The sequence below is a fragment of the Mycetocola tolaasinivorans genome, assembly GCF_003667565.1.
Lineage (GTDB): Bacteria > Actinomycetota > Actinomycetes > Actinomycetales > Microbacteriaceae > Mycetocola > Mycetocola tolaasinivorans.
Window position 1 is genome coordinate 85,006 of the sequence record NZ_RCUX01000009.1, and the last position, 16,913, is coordinate 101,918.

The following is a 16,913-nucleotide window of genomic DNA, read 5'->3' on the forward strand; positions in this document are numbered from 1 at the left end:
CGGTTAGCTACTGAGCGGGGAAACGACGGCGTCTGCGGAGCTCCAGTTACCGAGGATCCGCAGAGCATCATCGGTGGGTGAACCCTTTTTCGCCATGTAGATAAAGAGCTGTTGGTCAGGGTCTTCGGGTACCGGGAACGTCTCATACTCAATATCGAGCGACCCAACCAGCGGGTGCGCGATCTTCTTGGTCCCAAACGAGCACTCGTACACCATGTGCTGCGGCCACCACTGCTGGAAGGCCTCACTCTTCACGGTGAGCTCCCCGATGAGTTCGTTGAGGGCACGATCATTGGGGTGCCGGCTGGAATCTCGACGCAAAATAGCCGTCATATCCGCCGCCACAACATCCCACTCTCGAAAGTACGTGCGTGCCTCGGGAGCCAGGAAAGTCCACCGCGCGAGGCTGCGCGCGAGACCGGTTTCGGCGGTAAAGTCCGGCATCAGTTTCTTCGCGAGGTCGTTCATCGCCAGCACCTCCATCCCCACACCCAGCACGAACGCTGCGGCGTTGTCCATCTGATCGAGCATCTGGCGCACGATCGGACGTACCTTGGTGGCGCGTGCAGCCTGCGGTTGGCGTCCCGTTGTGGCCGGAGAAAACAGCGAAAACAGGTAGGAACGCTCGGTAGCGTTCAACCGGAGCGCCTTGCACAGACCGTTCACGATCGCATCTGAGGCGTGCTTAATGCGCCCCTGTTCCATCCGTGTGTAGTAGTCCACGCTCATCCCAGCCAGGAGGGCCACCTCGTCGCGGCGCAACCCCGGTACTCGGCGGGCGGCTGTGCTGCCGAAGCCGAGCCCCACGTCCTGTGGCTGTACTCGAGCACGGGCAGCCCGGAGAAACTCGGCAAGGTTGGTGGAGGTATTCATCCTTCAAGTATCAACCGAGTTCGCTCCCCGTGGGTAGGAAGGTTTTTCCTAGGCAGAACCCTGCCTGTTTCGGCGCTCACCGGGGTTCGAGAAAGGTGTTGACTCTGATCGTTGGCCAAATCGGCCACATCACTCACCTCTCTCAAGGAGATTTTATGTACCACGTCGCCGTTTTCTTCGATGTTCAGCCCGGACGCCGTCAGGACTTCATCAACGCCGCGATCAAGGATGGCCGCGACTCCGGCGCCAACGAGCCCGGAACGCTGCGTTTCGAGCTGATCCAGGACGAGAACAACGAGAACCGCTTCTACCTCAACGAGGGTTATGCGAGCGCCGAAGCGTTCGACATTCACGCTAACGGCCAGTACTTTGCAGAGTTCTTCGCCGAGATCAGCTCCTACGTCGAGGGCCCGACCTGGCTGCTGCGCGGCAACCGCGTAGAGGCCTAGGTCAGACGATACTCGGCATACGACAGGAGCTTCCGAATGACTCAAAACAATTCGCTGATTCTGCTGGCATCGTTTCAGGCAAAGGCCGGGTACGAGGATCAGCTGAGGGAGGCGCTCGCCAATATGGTCGAGCCCTCCCTCGCTGAGGCCGGCTGCTTGGGCTACCGTCCGTTATCGGATCCGGCCGTGCCCGGTGCCATGATCTGCCTCGAAGAGTGGACCGATGCTGCGGCACTGGACCTCCACTTTCAGACCCCGCACTTCAACGCGGTAGCGAAGATTCTCGATGAGATTCTCGCGGTTCCATTCGCCCTGCGCCGTCTGGGCGAAGCCCCCGGCACCGTCTAAACAGGCACCCATCAACGCGGCTCCTCCCCGCGCATTCCCCTCCTACCGAAAGTTGTCACATGACTTCCACCCTTGCCCTGAGCGCCGCCTCACCGGGCGCCGCATTTGAACGGGTCACGATCAAACGCCGTGATCTGCGACCCGATGATGTCCTGATCGACGTGAGCTACGCGGGAATCTGCCACTCCGACATTCACCAGGTGAATGAAGACTGGGGGCCCGCTCTCTTCCCGATGGTTCCCGGACACGAGATTACCGGTGTCGTCAGCGCGATCGGACCCGATGTCACCGCCTTTGCCGTGGGTGACCGCGTGGGTGTGGGCTGCTACGTCGACTCCTGCGGTACCTGTGAAATCTGCCTCCGGGGCGATGAGCAGATGTGCCTGAGCGGCCCCGTAGCCACCTACAACGGCCGCGAGTACGACGGGACTCCGACCGCGGGCGGATACAGCCGGAGCATCGTCGTGAAGGAGCACTTCGTGATGTCCATCCCCGAGGGGATGGATCTCGCCGCCGCAGCTCCCCTCCTGTGCGCGGGTATGACCGTATACGCTCCGCTGGTGCGCTTCGGTGCCGCGCCAGGAAAGAACATCGCCGTGGTTGGGCTTGGCGGTTTGGGACACGTTGCGGTGAAGATCGCCCACGCGATGGGTGCTACCGTCACGCTGCTCAGCCACTCTCCTCGCAAGCGGGACGACGCTCTCGCCTTTGGTGCCGACCACTACGTGGTGACGAGCAATCCGGAAAACCTGCGCGCCCTGGCCGGAACGTTTGACTTCGTGCTCAACACCGTATCGGCCGATATCGAGCTGGATGCCTATTTGGACACCCTGAAGATTGATGGCGCATTCATCAACGTGGGTTTCCCCGCTAAGCCGTATCAGTTCCACGCCGGATCCATCGTGATGCACCAGCGCTCCATCGTTGGTTCCAACTTTGGCGGCCCGGCGGCCACCCAGGAGATGCTCAATTTCTGCGCGGAGCACGGCATCGCCGCGGAGATCGAGCTGGTGGATGCCGGCGAGGTTTCCACCGCCTACGAGAGCGTCGCCAACAGCACCGTGCGCTACCGCGCGGTCATCGATATCGCCAACACTCTTCTGGAAAACTAACCACCCAAGAACGGGAAAAAACTATGAAAAAAACCACTCTGGGAAACCTTGAGGTGAGCCGCGTCGGCCTCGGTGCCATGACGATGTCGGCCTACTACACCGGTGCCGGTGAGTTCGATGATGAGGCCGAGCGCACCATTCAGCGCGCCCTGGACCTCGGCGTCGACTTCCTCGACACCGCCGAAATCTACGGCCCCTACACCAACGAGGAGCTCGTGGGTCGGGCAATTCGCGGGCGCCGAGACGAGGTCGTACTGGCCACCAAGTTCGGCTTTATCTCTCACGTAGGACCGGCTGAACGCGGGTTGGACTCGCGTCCGGAGAACATCAGACTCTCGGTCGAAGGCTCACTGCGCCGGCTGCAGACCGACTACATCGACCTGTATTACCAGCACCGTGTGGACCCCTCCACCCCGATCGAGGATGTCATCGGTGTGCTGTCCGAGCTCGTCAGTGAGGGCAAGATCCGAAACATCGGTCTGTCCGAGGCTGGCCTCGAGACCATCCGCCGCGCCCACGCGGTGCACCCCATTGCCGCGCTGCAGACCGAGTACTCGCTGTGGACGCGCGATGTCGAGGCCGAGGTGCTGCCTCTGATGACCGAGCTGGGCATTGGTTTTGTGGCGTACTCGCCGCTGGGTCGAGGTTTCTTGACCGGCCAGTTCCGTTCGCGAGCCGACTTCGCTGCCGATGATTTCCGCCTCACCAACCCGCGCTTTAGCGAGGAAAACTTCACCGCGAACCTGGCGCTGGTCACCGAGGTGGAGCGCATCGCCGCCGACGCGAGCGCCACTCCGGCACAGGTTGCCCTGGCCTGGCTGCTGACCAGGCACCCCAGCCTGGCGGTGATCCCGGGCACCAAGCGTGTCTCGCGAATCGAGGAAAATGCCGGTGCCGACGCCCTGACACTGAGTGAGGCCCAGCTCACCGCGCTGAATATGCTCACTCCCGCCGTGGGTAACCGCTACGGCGACAACGATCTGTCGGGAATCAACCAGTAGCGCACTACGCGCCCAGCCCGCGGGCTGGGCGCGTAGTGTTGCGGGTGGGGTGACCCATCCGCTTGTACACAACGAGATAGGAGTAGGTATGTCTTCACAGCGCACAGCCATCGTGACCGGGGGTTCACGAGGAATCGGCCGGGCGGTGGCAGAGCGGCTCGCCGCCGATGGCCAGTCGGTTGCAATCCTCTATGCGGGCAACATCGAGGCCGCGGCAGAGACGATCAACGCAATCGAAGCTGCCGGTGGCAGGGCCATGTCGATCCAGACGGACATCGCCGACGAGAACCAGGTGCGGGCAGCCTACGATCAGGTTGAACGCGAGTTCGGTGGCGTTGACGTGGTGGTGAATGCCGCGGGCATCATGATTCTGGGCCCGATCGCGGATTTCAACCTGGACGATCTGGATCGGATGCACCGCACAAACATTCGCGGTACCTTCGTGATGGATCAGGAGGCAGCTCGGCGCGTACGCAACGGCGGCGCGATCATCAATTTCTCCACGTCGGTGAAGAAGCTGGGCCTCCCCGGCTACGCAGCGTACGCCGCCTCCAAGGGTGCGGTCGATGCTATCAGCAGCGTGCTGGCCAAGGAGCTGCGCGGACGCGACATCACGGTGAACGCGGTAGCCCCCGGGCCCACCGCAACGGCTCTGTTCCTTGAGGGTAAGGACCCGGAGACCATCGATCGGATGTCGAAGATGAACCCTTTGGAGCGTCTGGGAACCCCCGGAGACATCGCCGAGGTGGTTTCGCTTCTGGCCGGACCGGGTAGGTGGATCAACGGCCAGACCATTTACGCTAACGGCGGCATGGTCTAGCGAGGTCCCGCAACGCGGGACGCCCGCTACTGAGCACTCATTGAGTGTTCAGTAGCGGGCGTTCTGTGCGTTCGGTACTAGTCCTTGTCGGTCCAGCCGGCGGGCAGGGTCACCAGGGACTCGGCCAGCTCGGAGCCGTCATCGGCCACCACGGGCTGCGGGGTGGCGGCAACGAACTCCAGGCGGATGCCGTTCAGGTCGCGCTTCTCGGTGAACCAGAGGATCGGGCGGCCGCCCTCGTCCAGGGACTCACCGTCGTGGCCGATGCCGGCCTCGGCGAGCTCGGCCATCTTCGACTCAACCTCGGGGTAGTCGAGGAATCCGAAGTGGTGGAAGCCCTCGCCCTCCTTCGCCGAGTGGGTGCCCTCGCCGTGGAACTCCATCAGCTCGATGAAGGGCGGGCCCTCGGCCGAGAACGAGATGCGGGCGTCGTGCGGGTGCGGGGTCGCGTCGCTGTGGTCGCGCCAGCGCTCGGTGCGATAGCGGCCGATCGGGCCGAAGGTGTAGCCGGTGGCCTTTTCCCAGGCCACGATCGACTCCTCCAGGTTTTCCACGAGAATGCCGATGTGATCGATCAGGCGGGGTGTCTTGGTCATGATTCTCCTTTGAATACGAGGGGTCTATTTGACGATGCCGAGGCGGGAACGGTCGATCGTGAGCACCACGGCACCGATGATGACCGCACCGTAGATGATCTGCTCGTACGCCGGGTCAATTCCGATGGCGTTCAGACCCACGCGCAGCACCACGATGATGAGCGCACCCACGAGGGTCTTCAGCGGGCCACCCACACCACCGGTGATCGCGTTTCCGCCGATCACCACCGCCGCGATGGCCGGCAGCATCAGGGTGTCACCGAGCGAGGGGCCGCCCGAGTACTGGCTCGAGGCCAGCACCACACCGGCGAGACCCGAGAACAGGCCACACAGCGCAAACGCGAGGATGCGGTAGGCGCGGGTCGGGTTACCCGACATCAGCAGGGCGTTTTCCGCGAGACCCATGGTGTGCAGCGCACGACCACGGCTGAGCACGCGGATGGCCACCGAGATGATGATCGCCAGCAGGATCGCGATCAGCGCCGACACCGGCAGTCCGCCGATGCGCATATCCGTGACCCAGCCGATAACGTCATAACCCGCCGAGATGCGGATGGTCGAGGCCGAGGAGAGCGTGAGGGCCACACCGGTCCAGAGCCCCATCGCGCCGAGGGACACGATAAACGAGGGGATCTGCGCGAACGCCACCACGGTTCCGGTGAGCACACCGGTGAGGCAGGCGAGGATCGGCACCAGGATCAGCGCGCCGACACCCATATCCGGGAGCCACAGTGCCAGGAGCACCGTGCTCAGCGAGGACACCACGGCGAACGACAGGTCGATACCGCCGGTGAGGATCACAAAGGTCTGCCCAATCGCGAGCAGCAGGATCGGGGCCATGCTCTCCAGCAGGCCGCGCACACTCGCGATGCTCAGGAAGTTGGGCTGCTGGGTGAGCACGAGAAGCACCAGCACGATCAGCACCAGGAGCGGGAAGACCGCGATGACGCGGTCCTTCACGGTGATGCCGGAGGCCACCGCGGCGCGGGGGCGAGTCGGGGTCTGCGTCGTCATGACCTAGACCATTCCTTCCACGAGGTCGACGGGCCGGGGCTTGTTGCCCGGGTGTGCGTCAAAGGTCTGCTGCACTCGGCCATCGCGCATCACGAGGATGGTGTGGCTGAGGGCGATGGTTTCTTCGAGGGTGTCGGCGAGAAGGATCACGCCGATGCCGCGGGCGCACAGCTCACGGATGAAGCCGTAGACGTCCTCCTTGGCCCCAACATCGAGGCCGCGGGTGGGGTGATCCAGGATCAGCACCTTCAGCTTGGGCGAGGTCAGCCACTTGGCCAGCACCGCCTTCTGCTGGTTACCACCCGAGAGGTTGGAGATGTTTGTGCCACGGTTCGGGGTCTTGATCTTGAGCTTGCGAATCCACTCATCGGCCGCGGCCGCGGCGGCGCGGGGCTTCAGGAACGGACCGGCACTCACGGTGGAGGGGTCAGCGAGGAAGATGTTCTCCTGGACCGATAGGCCCTGGGCGATACCCTCGATCCGGCGCTCGGCCGGGATGTACCCGATACCCGCGCGCACGGCCTCCACCGGCGAGCGCAGCCCCACGGTCTTACCGCCGAGCGTGATGGAGCCCTGGTCGAAGCCCTCGGCACCAAACAGCACGCGGGAGAGCTCCTCACGGCCCGAGCCGAGAACGCCGGTGATACCCACCACCTCGCCGGCACGCAGCGTGAAGTTCACATCCTCAAACGCCTTGGTCTTGCCGAGGTTCGAGACCTCCATCAGGACCGGCTCACCGATCACGGCGGTCTGCTTGGCCTCGTGGTAGAACTCGGCGGTGCTCTCGCGGCCCACCATCAGGCGGTGCAGCTCGTCCACGTCGACCTCGGAGCGGTCACGCACGGCCACGCACTGGCCGTCCTTGAACACGTACACGCGGTCGGAGACGCGCAGCACCTCGTCGAGGCGGTGTGAGACAAACACGATCGAGGCAAACTTCCGCAGGCGGTCGATCTGGTCGAAGAGAACCTCGAGCTCGTCGCCCTCAAGCACACTCGTGGGCTCGTCGAGCACGATGACGGGCTCGGAATCCGCGCGCTCCTCCACCGAGAGGGCCTTCGCAAGCTCCACCATCTGCCGTTCGGCAAAGGTCAGGTGCTCCACCCTGGTCTTCGGGGAGATCGGCGAGCCGATCTTGTCGAGCTGATCCTGGGCGAGCTTGCGCAGCGTGCCCCAGCGGTAGACGCCCGCGGCCACTCCGGCACCCTCCACACCGAGGAAGATGTTCTCGGCCACGGAGATCGAGGTCACCAGCGACTGCTCCTGGTGCACCATTCCGATGCCTGCCGCGGCGGACTCGGCGGCGGTGCGGAACGTGACCTTCTTGCCCTCGCGCAGGATCTCTCCGCCATCGGGCTTGTAGATGCCCGAGAGCACCTTCAGCAGGGTCGACTTGCCGGCACCGTTCTCACCGATCAGGCCCACCACCTCGTGGCGGCGCAGCTCGAAGGAAATGTCATCGAGGGCCACAACCCCGCGGAACTCTTTACGGAGGTTTCGAACCTCCAGCACGGTATCGGTCATTACTTAATCGCCCTTACTCGCTTGCGCAGCGACCAGCCGGTCGCAACCACGGCCACCACGATGACCAGGCCCTGCACGGAAATCTGTACGTACGGGTTCACACCCAGCAGGATCAGGCCGTTGGCCAGCACGGTGATGATCGCCGCACCCACCAGGGTCTTGCCTACGCCACCGATACCGCCCACGAGGGCCGTACCACCGAGTACCACCGCGGTGATCGCGGTGAACTGGAATCCGGCACCGATCGAGACGTCGCCCACGCCGAGCTGCATCGCGGCCATCACACCGGCGATACCCGATCCGGTACCCGCCAGCACAAAGGAGAGCACCTTGTAGCGCTCCACGTTCACTCCGGACAGGCGTACGACGGGTTCATCGCCACCGATCGCGTAGCCGTAGCGGCCCACGCGGGTGAATTTCTGCACGAGCAGCGCCACGATCAGAACCAGGATGGCGATGAGGGCGAGCTTGGGGAAGATGCCGACGTTACCAAACCCGAGGCCACGCAGGCCGTCGTCCATGAGGCGCGGGGCACGACCACCGAACAGCACGGTCGCGAGGCCCACACCAATGGCGCCGGTACCGAGGGTCACCATGAAGGACGGCACCTTCAGGTACACGTGCAGCACACCGTTGAGGAGGCCAAACAGGGAGCCGGTCAAGACTCCGGCGATCAGTGCGACAAATCCGAGACTCAAATCGTTTCGATCATTGGCCGCAAGAAGCACAAAGACCAGCGAGGAGGAAGCCATGACACCCTCGACCGAGAGGTCCAGGCTGCCCAGCAGAATCACGAAGGTCAGGCCGATCGAGATGACGAGCAGGATCGAGAGCTGGCTGAGCAGGCTCGACGCGTTCGACACGGAGAAGAAGTTGGGGGTGGCGATCGAGAAGAAGGCGATCAGAACCACGAGTGCGACGGCCGGACCGCCGCCGCCGATCAGGCCCCGCACCCGAGCGAAACCGCTCGGCGCTGTGGGATCCGGGGGCGTGGGGCTGGACGCCCGCGAGGGGGTGCCGGTTGCGGGGGAATCCGCAACCTGGGGACCGGATTGAGACATCGGTGTCCTTCGGGAGGGGTGCGGGCAGAGCCTGGGGATACGGCCCGCGAATACTGGTGGGGTGTGCGGAGGCGCGGCGTCGCATTCGCCGCGGATCCGGCCGTGAACCGGCCCGCCCTGAGCAGGCCGGTTCACGGAAGGGATAACGCTAGTTAATGGCAGCGGAGAAGCGCTTGAACGGGTCGTCCAGGTCGGGCTTCAGTGCCTCCAGGGTCGGGGCCTTGGTGTACTTCTCGACGTTGTCCTTGGTCACGATCGACTGCTCGGCGTAGAACGCGCGCTGGTCGTGGCTGAGCTTGGAGACGTCGATCTCACCGGTCGCGGCCTTGTAGGCGAGCGAGAGTGCTGCGCCACCCTGCCACCAGGGGTCGGTCGAGACGGTGGCCACGTACTTGTTGGTGCCGCTCTTGATCTCGTCCAGGGCCTGCGGAACGGCGTCGAAGCCGATGATCGGCACCTTGCCGGCGAGGCCCGCGGCCTTCAGGGCCTCCAGGGCACCGAGGGCCATCTCGTCGTTTGCGGCCCAGACACCCTTGACCTTGTCGCCGTGCTTGGCGAGCAGCGTCTGGGTGACCGAGAGGGCCTCGGTGCGGCTCCAGTTTGCGGTCTGGTCATCCAGCAGGGTGATGCCGGGGTTGGCCTTCAGCGCCTCCTGCAGACCGGCGAAGCGCTGCTTGGCCGGCTTGTTGTCGAGGATTCCCTGGAGGGCGATGATGCCGCCCTCGCCGCCCATCGAGTCGAACAGGGTCTGCGAGACGTCCTTACCGATACCGGTACCGTCGAAGCCGATGTGGGCAACCCAGTGGTCGCCGATGTCCCACGGGTTCAGGTCGTCGGGCTTGTTCCACTGGGTCACGACGTATCCGCCGGCCTCGGTGACGGTGCGCACGATGGCCTCGGTGTCGGAGGAGGTGTTGGGGTCGATGTTCAGGGCGTAGACCTGGCCCTTGGCGGCGAGGCCCTTCACGAGCGACAGCTGCTTCTGCGAGTCGGCCTCGTCAGAGAGCACGATGACCTTCTTGCCCACGCTCTCACCGAAGAGGTCGCCGCCGGCGGCCCAGTTGGCGTGGTACGAGTTCGAGAGACTGCGGATGCCCTGCACCAGCAGGACGTCGCTCTTGTCACCGCTCGCGGCGGGCTTGTTGTCGTCAGCGGCGGATGAGCAGGCGCCCAGTCCAATTGCGACGGCCATGATGGTGGCGACGCCCGCGGCGCGCTTTCCCCAGCGGGGAAGAGATCCGAATGTGTTCATTGATGCCTCAGTGCTCCTTCACTTCGTTGTGACCGGTAGGAGCGCGGGGAAGGCGGTCTCACCGGTGAGATAAGTCGGGGCGGCGCTGAACTAGGATCGATTCACCGAGGAATCCTCCGAGCAACCGCTGCCCTGGAAGCGATTATGTAGCAAGACTACGTAGATGTAAAGCCGATCACCCCCGATTGCGTCACATTCCCGCGGGATTTTTGTGTCCATTTTCGCGTCTAATCCCACAAAACAGGCGAAACTGTGCGGAAATATCGCGTTTTCATCACGGTTTCCGCGCGTCTCGGATTTTTTCGCATTCCCTCGCGCTCGGACTCAAAAATGTAGCTATACTACATACATCCCCGTTTTCACATTCAATGTCGAAGGAAACCATGAGCATCAGCGAATCCACCCGTCGTCGGGTCAAAGTCAGCGCCGTAGACACCCTTGAGATCGTTGTCGAGGCAGTTCCCGAGGTTCTGGAGAACGAGGCCCTGGTCTCGCTGCTCGTCTCGGGCGTCTGCGGATCAGACACCCACGCGCTGCGCGGACACCACCCCGTCATGAAGCCGCCGTACTACCCCGGACACGAGGTTGTCGGCATCGTGGAGGCCGTGGGATCGGCCGTCACCGGCATCAAGGTCGGCGACCGCGTTACCCCCGAGCCCACCCTCCCCTGTGGCGAGTGCAAGATGTGCCGCACCGGCCGCGAGAACATCTGCAACAACCTCGGCTTCTTCGGCTGCGGTTTCCGCGAGGGTGGCATGGCCGACCTCTTCACCGTGCCCGCCGACCGCCTGCACATCGTCCCCGCCGGCATGACGGATAAGCAGGCCGCGATCATCGAGCCGCTGGCCACCCCGGTGCACGCCGTGCGCCTCGCCGGCGACCTGACCGGCAAGACCGTTGCCGTGCTCGGTGGCGGCACCATCGGCCTGCTCGTGCTGGCCGCCGCGAAGTTCCACGGTGCCCGCGCCGTGGTCATGACCGACATGCTCGAGCAGAAGCGTGAGCACGCGCTCAAGGCCGGCGCGGACGCCGTGTTCGACGCGGCCTCCCCCACCCTGGTTGCCGACATTCACGAGTTCTTCGGCGAGACCGCCGACGTGGTGTTTGACTGCGTCTCGATCCAGCCGACCATCGACTCCGCCTTCGCCCTCACCGGCAAGGGTGGCACCGTGGTTGTCGTGGGCGTCCCCCAGCGTCCGGTCACCGTTCCGCTGCCCGCAATGCAGGACATGCAGGTGAAGCTGCAGGGCGCGGCCACCTACCTTGCCGAGGACTACGCCGAGGCCATCGAGATCATCGCCGCCGGTGGCGTGGATGAGGACATCATCATCACCAACACCTTCCCCCTTGAGCGCGCGGCCGATGCTTTCGCCGCCTCGCTCACCGGGCTCGAGGTCAAGGTACTGATCACCCCGTAAGCGTTACTCTCCCTACGAAAGACCCCGCCCCCGAGCAATCGGGGGCGGGGTTTTTCGCTGCAGAGACTAGTCTTCTTCGGTCTCGCGGGGCTTTACGTACGGGTCGGCGTCGCCGGCGTACTGCGCGGTGGATGCCTGCGCGGTGGTCGCGGTGTCGCGCTCGTGTGCCTCACGCAGCAGGTCCTCGATGTGCTTCGCGTTCTCCGGGATGCCGTCCAGGATGAACTCGAGCGACGGGGTGAGCCGCGAGTTGATGTTGCGGCCGACCTCGGTGCGCAGCATGCCCTTGGCGCGCTCCAGCGCCTTGGCGCTGTCCTCGCGCTCCTCGTCGGTGCCGTACACCGTGTAGAACACGGAGGCGTGCTGCAGGTCGCCGGTTACCTGCACGTCGGTAATGGTGACAAAGCCGAGTCGCTGATCGCGTAGACCCTTGTCCAGTCGCTTAGCGATGACCTCCTTGATGCGGTCAGCCAGCTTCTTTGCGCGGGGGTTAGCCATGATGATCTCCTTGCCTCCCCGCTGACGGACTCAGCAGGGCATCCCCAGTCTAGGGCAGCGACGCCCCCGGTTCAGAACCCACACACGCGGTTTTTGCACCGCCCTGCGCGAACACCGAGGCCCCCGTGCCGCGGGCCGTCACGTAGGACGTCCCGCGGCACGGGGGCACACCGGTTAGGCGAGCTCGCGCGCGACCAGCGCCGCGTCGAGTTCCTCCAGCTCGGCATCGGTCAGGCCGTGCGCCGCCAGGTATCCGCGCGCCCCGGAGGAAGCGTTCGGATACTCGGTATCAAGGCCCGACAGCAGTTCCGCCATGACCGCCTCGGGGCTCGCCGATACGAGCTCCCGAATCGACTCGGTCAGCGGAACACCGTGTGCGGAGACCGCGGCGAACATGCGCTCGGCCCACTCCCCCGCAAGATTGCGCTCGGTCTGCGCGTAGTTCGCCACCACGGCCGCACGCTCGGTGCCCACCGCGTCGAGCAGCAGTGCGACGGTGACGCCGGTGCGGTCCTTCCCCGCGGTGCAGTGGATCAGCGTCGCCCCGTGCGGAGCCGTGGAGATCACCGCCCGGGCGATCTCGGCAATGACCGGCCCGGCCTCGGCGAGGATGCCCCGATACAGGGTTTCGAGCGAGGGAATCTGCGCGAGCATCGCGGCGGTATCCGTCTCACCCGAGGAACCACCGCTCGGCAGCGTACCCGCCGCGAGATCGATCCGGTGTAGCTCGGTGGCTACGGATTCCAGCGCGCTCGGAAGGCCCGCACGCTCGGTTTCGCCGCGCAGATCGATCACCGTGTACAGCCGGCCCGCTATGAGTGCGAGGTCCGCCTCGGTGAGCACGGGCACCGCATCCGAGCGCCAGAGGACGCCCCCGCGAATCGAGCCGCCACCTCTCACCGGCAGCCCCGCGGTTTCGCGGGTGTTGAAGCTTGCGCTCAGCGGGATCCGCTCGTCGCTCATGCGCGCACCTCGGCGGCCGGAACCTCGGCACCGGCATCGGCCGCTACCGGCTCGGTCTTGCCTCGGCGGAGCGCCGGCATCAGCCACGGCACGGTGATCAGCGAGCCGAGCACGAGCACGGTGGCCACGATGTAGAGGGCCGCGTAGTTCTTATCGCCGCCGGCGATCGGGTCGCCGTGACCGATCATGATGATCAGCGGTGCGGCAATCGGGGCGAGGGACTGCGGCAGGGTCTTCGCAACGTTGAACACACCGAGGTATCGGCCGGCATCCCGCGCCGGAATGGTGCGCAGCGCAATTGCGAGGTCCACGGCGTAGTAGCAGCCGAGGGCAAAACCGGCGAGGGCGGTGCTGATCCAGAACACCGAGAGGCTGTCGGTGAACGCCTTCATCATCAGGCTGATCGCGAGCAGTACGGCCGACCCTACGAGGAAGGGCGCGTAGTTGCCGCGACGCGAGGCGAGGTAGCCGCCAGCAAATGCGGCCACGAAGTTGAGGGTTGCGCCCAGCAGGGTCGACAGCGTGACCAGCGGGGTGGCCTGGGGTGCATCGAGGCCGAGGCGCAGCATGAGGTAGAACAGGCCGAAGGTACCCACCACGGTGTAGCCGAACTGCATCGCGAAACGCTGGATCCAGGCGAGGGTAAACAGGGGGTAGGTGAACGGGTTCACAAACATCGCGGTGAACACCGTGCGCAGACGCACCTTCGGGACCGAGGAAGCCTCGATCGCGGGGTCCGGAATCTTCCAGCACACGAGGAGGGTGACCACCACCGCGACGATGGGCATAAAGAGCATGATGACGGCGATGGAGCCGGAGAAGATCGTGGAGACCAGCAGCGCCGGCACCAGACCCAGGAAGCCGAACGCTCCAAACAGGCCCGAGGCACGGGCGCGCTGCTGCTCGGGAATCTGATCGGCGAGCAGGGCGCTGAGCGAGGCGAGGGCGGCGTTGTAGCCGATCTGCGCGATGACCCAGGCGATGATCAGCACGGTGAGGTTCGGTGCGAACGTCGCCACGAATGCCCCGAGAAGGCCGAGCGCGGTGCCGGCTACCAGCCAGGGGCGACGACGCCCAAACCGGCCGGTGGTGCGGTCGGAGAGGTACCCGAAGATCGGGTTCGACAGCAGCGCGGCGATCGCACCCGCGGCGGTGACCGCGGCGAGCCCGGCCTCCTTACCGCTCTCCGGCACGAGCTGCAGGACGCGCAGCGAGAGACCCACCACGAGTGGGGTGGCGAGCGATCCCAGCGCGACGAGCTCCAGGAGGGAGAACGCGAGGATTCGGCGCATGGGAACCGCGCCGGACGGGGTGGGGAGGGACATGAGCGGGAGGCTTCCTTTCGTGAAGTTGGCCTCAGTTCAGCAGTGAACGTTAACAACCGGGAAAAGACTTAGTGACCACTAAGTTAACTTCGCCCAGCGCTTGTCCATCGCTGCCTAGGCTGGCAACAGACGGTCCCTCATCCGTCGCAACTACTAGGAGCAGCATGACTCAGATCCCCCTCATCGAGCGGATTCTCGCCTCGATGACCCTCGCCGAAAAGGCCGCGGCACTGTGCGTGGCGCGCATCGTTGCGAACCCCGATGGGCGCCTCTGGGAGGGGAATGATCCGGCCTCGCCGTTCGGCTTTGTGCCGGCGACCGAGCTCATCGTAGGCCGCGGAATCTCCTCGGTCCTGCTGATGAACGCGCCCTCCGCCGAGGCCATCGCGACCTGGCACAACGCGCTGCAGGACCTCGCTTCCCAAACCCGCCTCGGGGTGCCCGTGCAGGTGGCCTCGGATCCGCGCCACGGCTCACGCTTCAACGTGCAGACCGCGCTGGTGAGCTCGGGGCTCAGCCGCTTTCCCGAACCGATCGGATTTGCCGCCACCCGGGACACCGCGCTCACCGAGCGCGCGGCCCGCGCCATGGCCCGCGAACTGCGCGCCTGCGGCATCAGCGTGGCCGTGCACCCGATGGCGGACCTCGCAACCGAGGCTCGCTGGGCCCGCATCTCGGGCACGTTTGGCGAGGACCCGGAGCTGGCCGGCAAGATCAGTGCCGCCTGGGTGCGCGGTCTACAGGGCGAGGTGCTGGGTGCGCAGAGCGTGGCCGCCACGGTCAAGCACTTCCCCGGCGGCGGCCCGCAGCGAGACGGACTCGACTCCCATTTCGCCGAGGGGGCGCACACGGTGTATCCGGGCGGCCGATTCAACGAGCACGTGCGCCCGTTCGTGGACGCCCTGGATGCCGGTGCCACCCGGGTTATGCCCGGCTACGCGGCACCGCTCGGCACCCCGCACGAGAGCGTGGGGTTCGCCTTTGCCCGCTCGATCATCACCGATCTGCTGCGTGGCGAGCTCGGCTTCGAGGGCCTCGTGGTCACCGACTTCAACGTGGTCACCGGGATGCGCCTGCCCGCGCTCGGCATCGAGCTGCCGGTACGTGCCTGGGGCGTGGAGGACCTCACCCCCGTTCAGCGTGTGGGGCGACTGTTCGCGGCGGGCGTGGATCAGCTCGGCGGCGAGGATGACCCCACCCTGATCGTTGATGCGGTGTCCGCAGGCGAGGTGACCGAGGAGAGGCTGGACGTCTCGGTGCGCCGCGTGCTCGCCGACCGGCTGGCGCTGGGGCTCCTCACGGAGCAGCCTGCCGCGGCCGCCACGGGCACTCCGGTGAGACTGGCCCCGGTGAGCCTGGCCCCAGTGCGTGTGGACCCCACCCGCGCTGCATTCCCCGCGACCACTGCCGAGCACCGCGCGGTGGCCCTCGCCACCCGCCGGGCGAGCGTCGTGGCGCTCACCGGATCGGCCCCAGGGCTCCCCGGCATGCGCGTCTACGCCGAGGGCATTCCCGCGGACACCCTCGCCGCCTATGCGGAGGTCGTCACCGATCCGGCCGAGGCCGACCTCGCCATTGTGCGGGTGGATGCGCCGTTTGAGGAGCGCGAGGGCATGCTCGCCGGAGCCTTCCACGACGGCGCACTGGAGTTTCCCCCAGCCCAGCTCGAGCACCTGCTGACGCTGTGCAGGGCGGTACCCACGGTGATCGATGTCTACCTGGAGCGCCCCACCGCGCTGCCCGAGGTGGCCGAGGCGGCCGCGGCCCTGCTCGGGACGTTCGGTGTCGAGGACGAGATTGTGCTCGATGCGATCTTTGGTTATCAGCCGGTAAACGGCGCGTTACCGTTTGACCTGCCTCGGTCCACCACCGCCGTGGCGGCCTCTCGAACCGACGTGCCATTCGATACCGTGGACCCGGTGTTCCTTTTTGGGCACGGCCTGGTCTGGCCCGGGGGAAATTCCCGGCCCGCGCTGAACCACTCCCACGAGAATCCGCGGCCCACGAGCGAGTAGAGGTTTTGATGAGCACACCCGAATCCCCCGCCATCGGGTCCACGACCGCGAAGACCCCGCGTCCGAGCGGGCTCAAGCGTCAGCGCCGCATCATCGAGGTTGCGGCGGAGCACTTTGCCCGGGTCGGCTACACGCGGGCGACGATCGCGAAGATCGCCGCGGAGGTGGGCGTGACGGATGCGGGTGTGCTCCACCACTTCGGCAGCAAGGAAAACCTCTTCAACGCGGTGGTCTCACACCGTGAGGATGCCTACGCCCGCCACGATCCCTCGGCCGCGACCAGCGTGCGCGACCTCATGGATCGCCTCATCGCCGGCGCCGCCTCTGCCGCCGAAGAACCCGCGCTGCTGCGCTTCCGCGCCGTCCTGAGCGGTGAAGCGCTTCTGGAGGACAGCCCCGCCAGCGGGCACCTGCGCCACGTGCTCTCCACCTCGCTAAGCACCCTCGTGCCCATCGTCCAGCGCGGGATCGACACCGGTGAGATCGCCGCAGACACCGATCCCACCCAGTTTGTCTTGGAGGCCCTCGCCCTCAACGAGGGCGTGCGTGGGCAGGTCGTGGTCTACCCCGAGGGCGTCGACTACATCCCCGTCTTCACCCGCGCCCTGAACCGTCTCTACGCGTCGGTTGCGCTCACTGGCTAG

17 protein-coding genes are annotated in these 16,913 nt (G+C 65.5%); 8 read left to right on the forward strand and 9 right to left on the reverse strand.

What is annotated here, in order from left to right; genetic code table 11:
- Positions 1-3 precede the first annotated feature (3 nt).
- On the reverse strand, positions 4-873 hold the full coding sequence (locus D9V32_RS12100) for a helix-turn-helix transcriptional regulator (RefSeq protein ID WP_121649174.1): 870 nt from the start codon (positions 871-873) through the stop codon (positions 4-6).
- 155 nt (positions 874-1,028) lie between these two features.
- Between D9V32_RS12100 and D9V32_RS12105 the strand changes: the two genes are divergently transcribed.
- The 5 genes from D9V32_RS12105 to D9V32_RS12125 all read left to right on the forward strand — a co-directional run bounded on the left by D9V32_RS12105 (position 1,029) and on the right by D9V32_RS12125 (position 4,603).
- Positions 1,029-1,322: a putative quinol monooxygenase gene (locus D9V32_RS12105; RefSeq protein WP_121649175.1), complete on the forward strand. Its 294-nt coding sequence runs from the start codon at positions 1,029-1,031 to the stop codon at positions 1,320-1,322.
- Between the two features lie 36 nt (positions 1,323-1,358).
- Entirely contained in the window at positions 1,359-1,670 is a 312-nt protein-coding gene (locus tag D9V32_RS12110; protein WP_121649176.1) for a putative quinol monooxygenase, read from the forward strand.
- A 59-nt stretch (positions 1,671-1,729) separates the two neighbouring features.
- Entirely contained in the window at positions 1,730-2,782 is a 1,053-nt protein-coding gene (locus D9V32_RS12115) for an NAD(P)-dependent alcohol dehydrogenase (protein WP_121649177.1), read from the forward strand.
- A gap of 23 nt (positions 2,783-2,805) precedes the next feature.
- Positions 2,806-3,783, forward strand: coding sequence for an aldo/keto reductase (locus D9V32_RS12120; protein WP_121649178.1), 978 nt, complete (start codon positions 2,806-2,808; stop codon positions 3,781-3,783).
- Between the two features lie 88 nt (positions 3,784-3,871).
- Positions 3,872-4,603 carry an SDR family oxidoreductase gene (locus D9V32_RS12125; protein ID WP_121649179.1) on the forward strand — a complete coding sequence of 244 codons (732 nt, stop codon included), beginning with the start codon at positions 3,872-3,874 and terminating at the stop codon, positions 4,601-4,603.
- A 77-nt stretch (positions 4,604-4,680) separates the two neighbouring features.
- Here the strand turns inward: D9V32_RS12125 and D9V32_RS12130 are convergent, their stop codons facing one another.
- From D9V32_RS12130 to D9V32_RS12150, 5 genes are all read right to left on the reverse strand, one after another.
- Entirely contained in the window at positions 4,681-5,199 is a 519-nt protein-coding gene (locus D9V32_RS12130) for a VOC family protein (RefSeq protein ID WP_121649180.1), read from the reverse strand.
- A 24-nt stretch (positions 5,200-5,223) separates the two neighbouring features.
- Positions 5,224-6,213, reverse strand: a complete 990-nt coding sequence (locus D9V32_RS12135; protein WP_121649181.1) for an ABC transporter permease — start codon at positions 6,211-6,213, stop codon at positions 5,224-5,226.
- Positions 6,214-6,216: 3 nt separating this feature from the next.
- Positions 6,217-7,737 carry a sugar ABC transporter ATP-binding protein gene (locus tag D9V32_RS12140; protein ID WP_121649182.1) on the reverse strand — a complete coding sequence of 507 codons (1,521 nt, stop codon included), beginning with the start codon at positions 7,735-7,737 and terminating at the stop codon, positions 6,217-6,219.
- A complete protein-coding gene (locus D9V32_RS12145) occupies positions 7,737-8,798 on the reverse strand; it encodes an ABC transporter permease (RefSeq protein WP_121649183.1) in 1,062 nt (353 codons plus the stop codon). The genes D9V32_RS12140 and D9V32_RS12145 overlap by 1 nt, the downstream gene beginning before the upstream one ends.
- A gap of 148 nt (positions 8,799-8,946) precedes the next feature.
- Positions 8,947-10,050: a sugar ABC transporter substrate-binding protein gene (locus D9V32_RS12150; RefSeq protein ID WP_121649184.1), complete on the reverse strand. Its 1,104-nt coding sequence runs from the start codon at positions 10,048-10,050 to the stop codon at positions 8,947-8,949.
- A gap of 383 nt (positions 10,051-10,433) precedes the next feature.
- Between D9V32_RS12150 and D9V32_RS12155 the strand changes: the two genes are divergently transcribed.
- A complete protein-coding gene (locus D9V32_RS12155) occupies positions 10,434-11,468 on the forward strand; it encodes a zinc-dependent alcohol dehydrogenase (RefSeq protein WP_121649185.1) in 1,035 nt (344 codons plus the stop codon).
- 66 nt (positions 11,469-11,534) lie between these two features.
- On the opposite strand, the gene rbfA is transcribed toward D9V32_RS12155, so the two are convergent.
- From rbfA to D9V32_RS12170, 3 genes are all read right to left on the reverse strand, one after another.
- On the reverse strand, positions 11,535-11,966 hold the full coding sequence (gene rbfA / locus D9V32_RS12160; RefSeq protein WP_121649186.1) for a 30S ribosome-binding factor RbfA: 432 nt from the start codon (positions 11,964-11,966) through the stop codon (positions 11,535-11,537).
- A gap of 174 nt (positions 11,967-12,140) precedes the next feature.
- Positions 12,141-12,929, reverse strand: a complete 789-nt coding sequence (locus D9V32_RS12165; protein WP_121649187.1) for a tyrosine-protein phosphatase — start codon at positions 12,927-12,929, stop codon at positions 12,141-12,143.
- Positions 12,926-14,254, reverse strand: coding sequence for an MFS transporter (locus tag D9V32_RS12170; RefSeq protein WP_121649188.1), 1,329 nt, complete (start codon positions 14,252-14,254; stop codon positions 12,926-12,928). The genes D9V32_RS12165 and D9V32_RS12170 overlap by 4 nt, the downstream gene beginning before the upstream one ends.
- Positions 14,255-14,418: 164 nt before the next feature.
- Here D9V32_RS12170 and D9V32_RS12175 point away from each other — a divergent pair, with 164 nt between their 5' ends.
- Both D9V32_RS12175 and D9V32_RS12180 read left to right on the forward strand, forming a co-directional pair.
- Positions 14,419-16,269 (forward strand): glycoside hydrolase family 3 protein, encoded by a 1,851-nt coding sequence (locus tag D9V32_RS12175; RefSeq protein WP_121649189.1) that lies wholly within the window; start codon positions 14,419-14,421, stop codon positions 16,267-16,269.
- 8 nt (positions 16,270-16,277) lie between these two features.
- Complete coding sequence (locus tag D9V32_RS12180; RefSeq protein WP_121649190.1) at positions 16,278-16,913, forward strand: TetR/AcrR family transcriptional regulator; 636 nt, start codon at positions 16,278-16,280, stop codon at positions 16,911-16,913.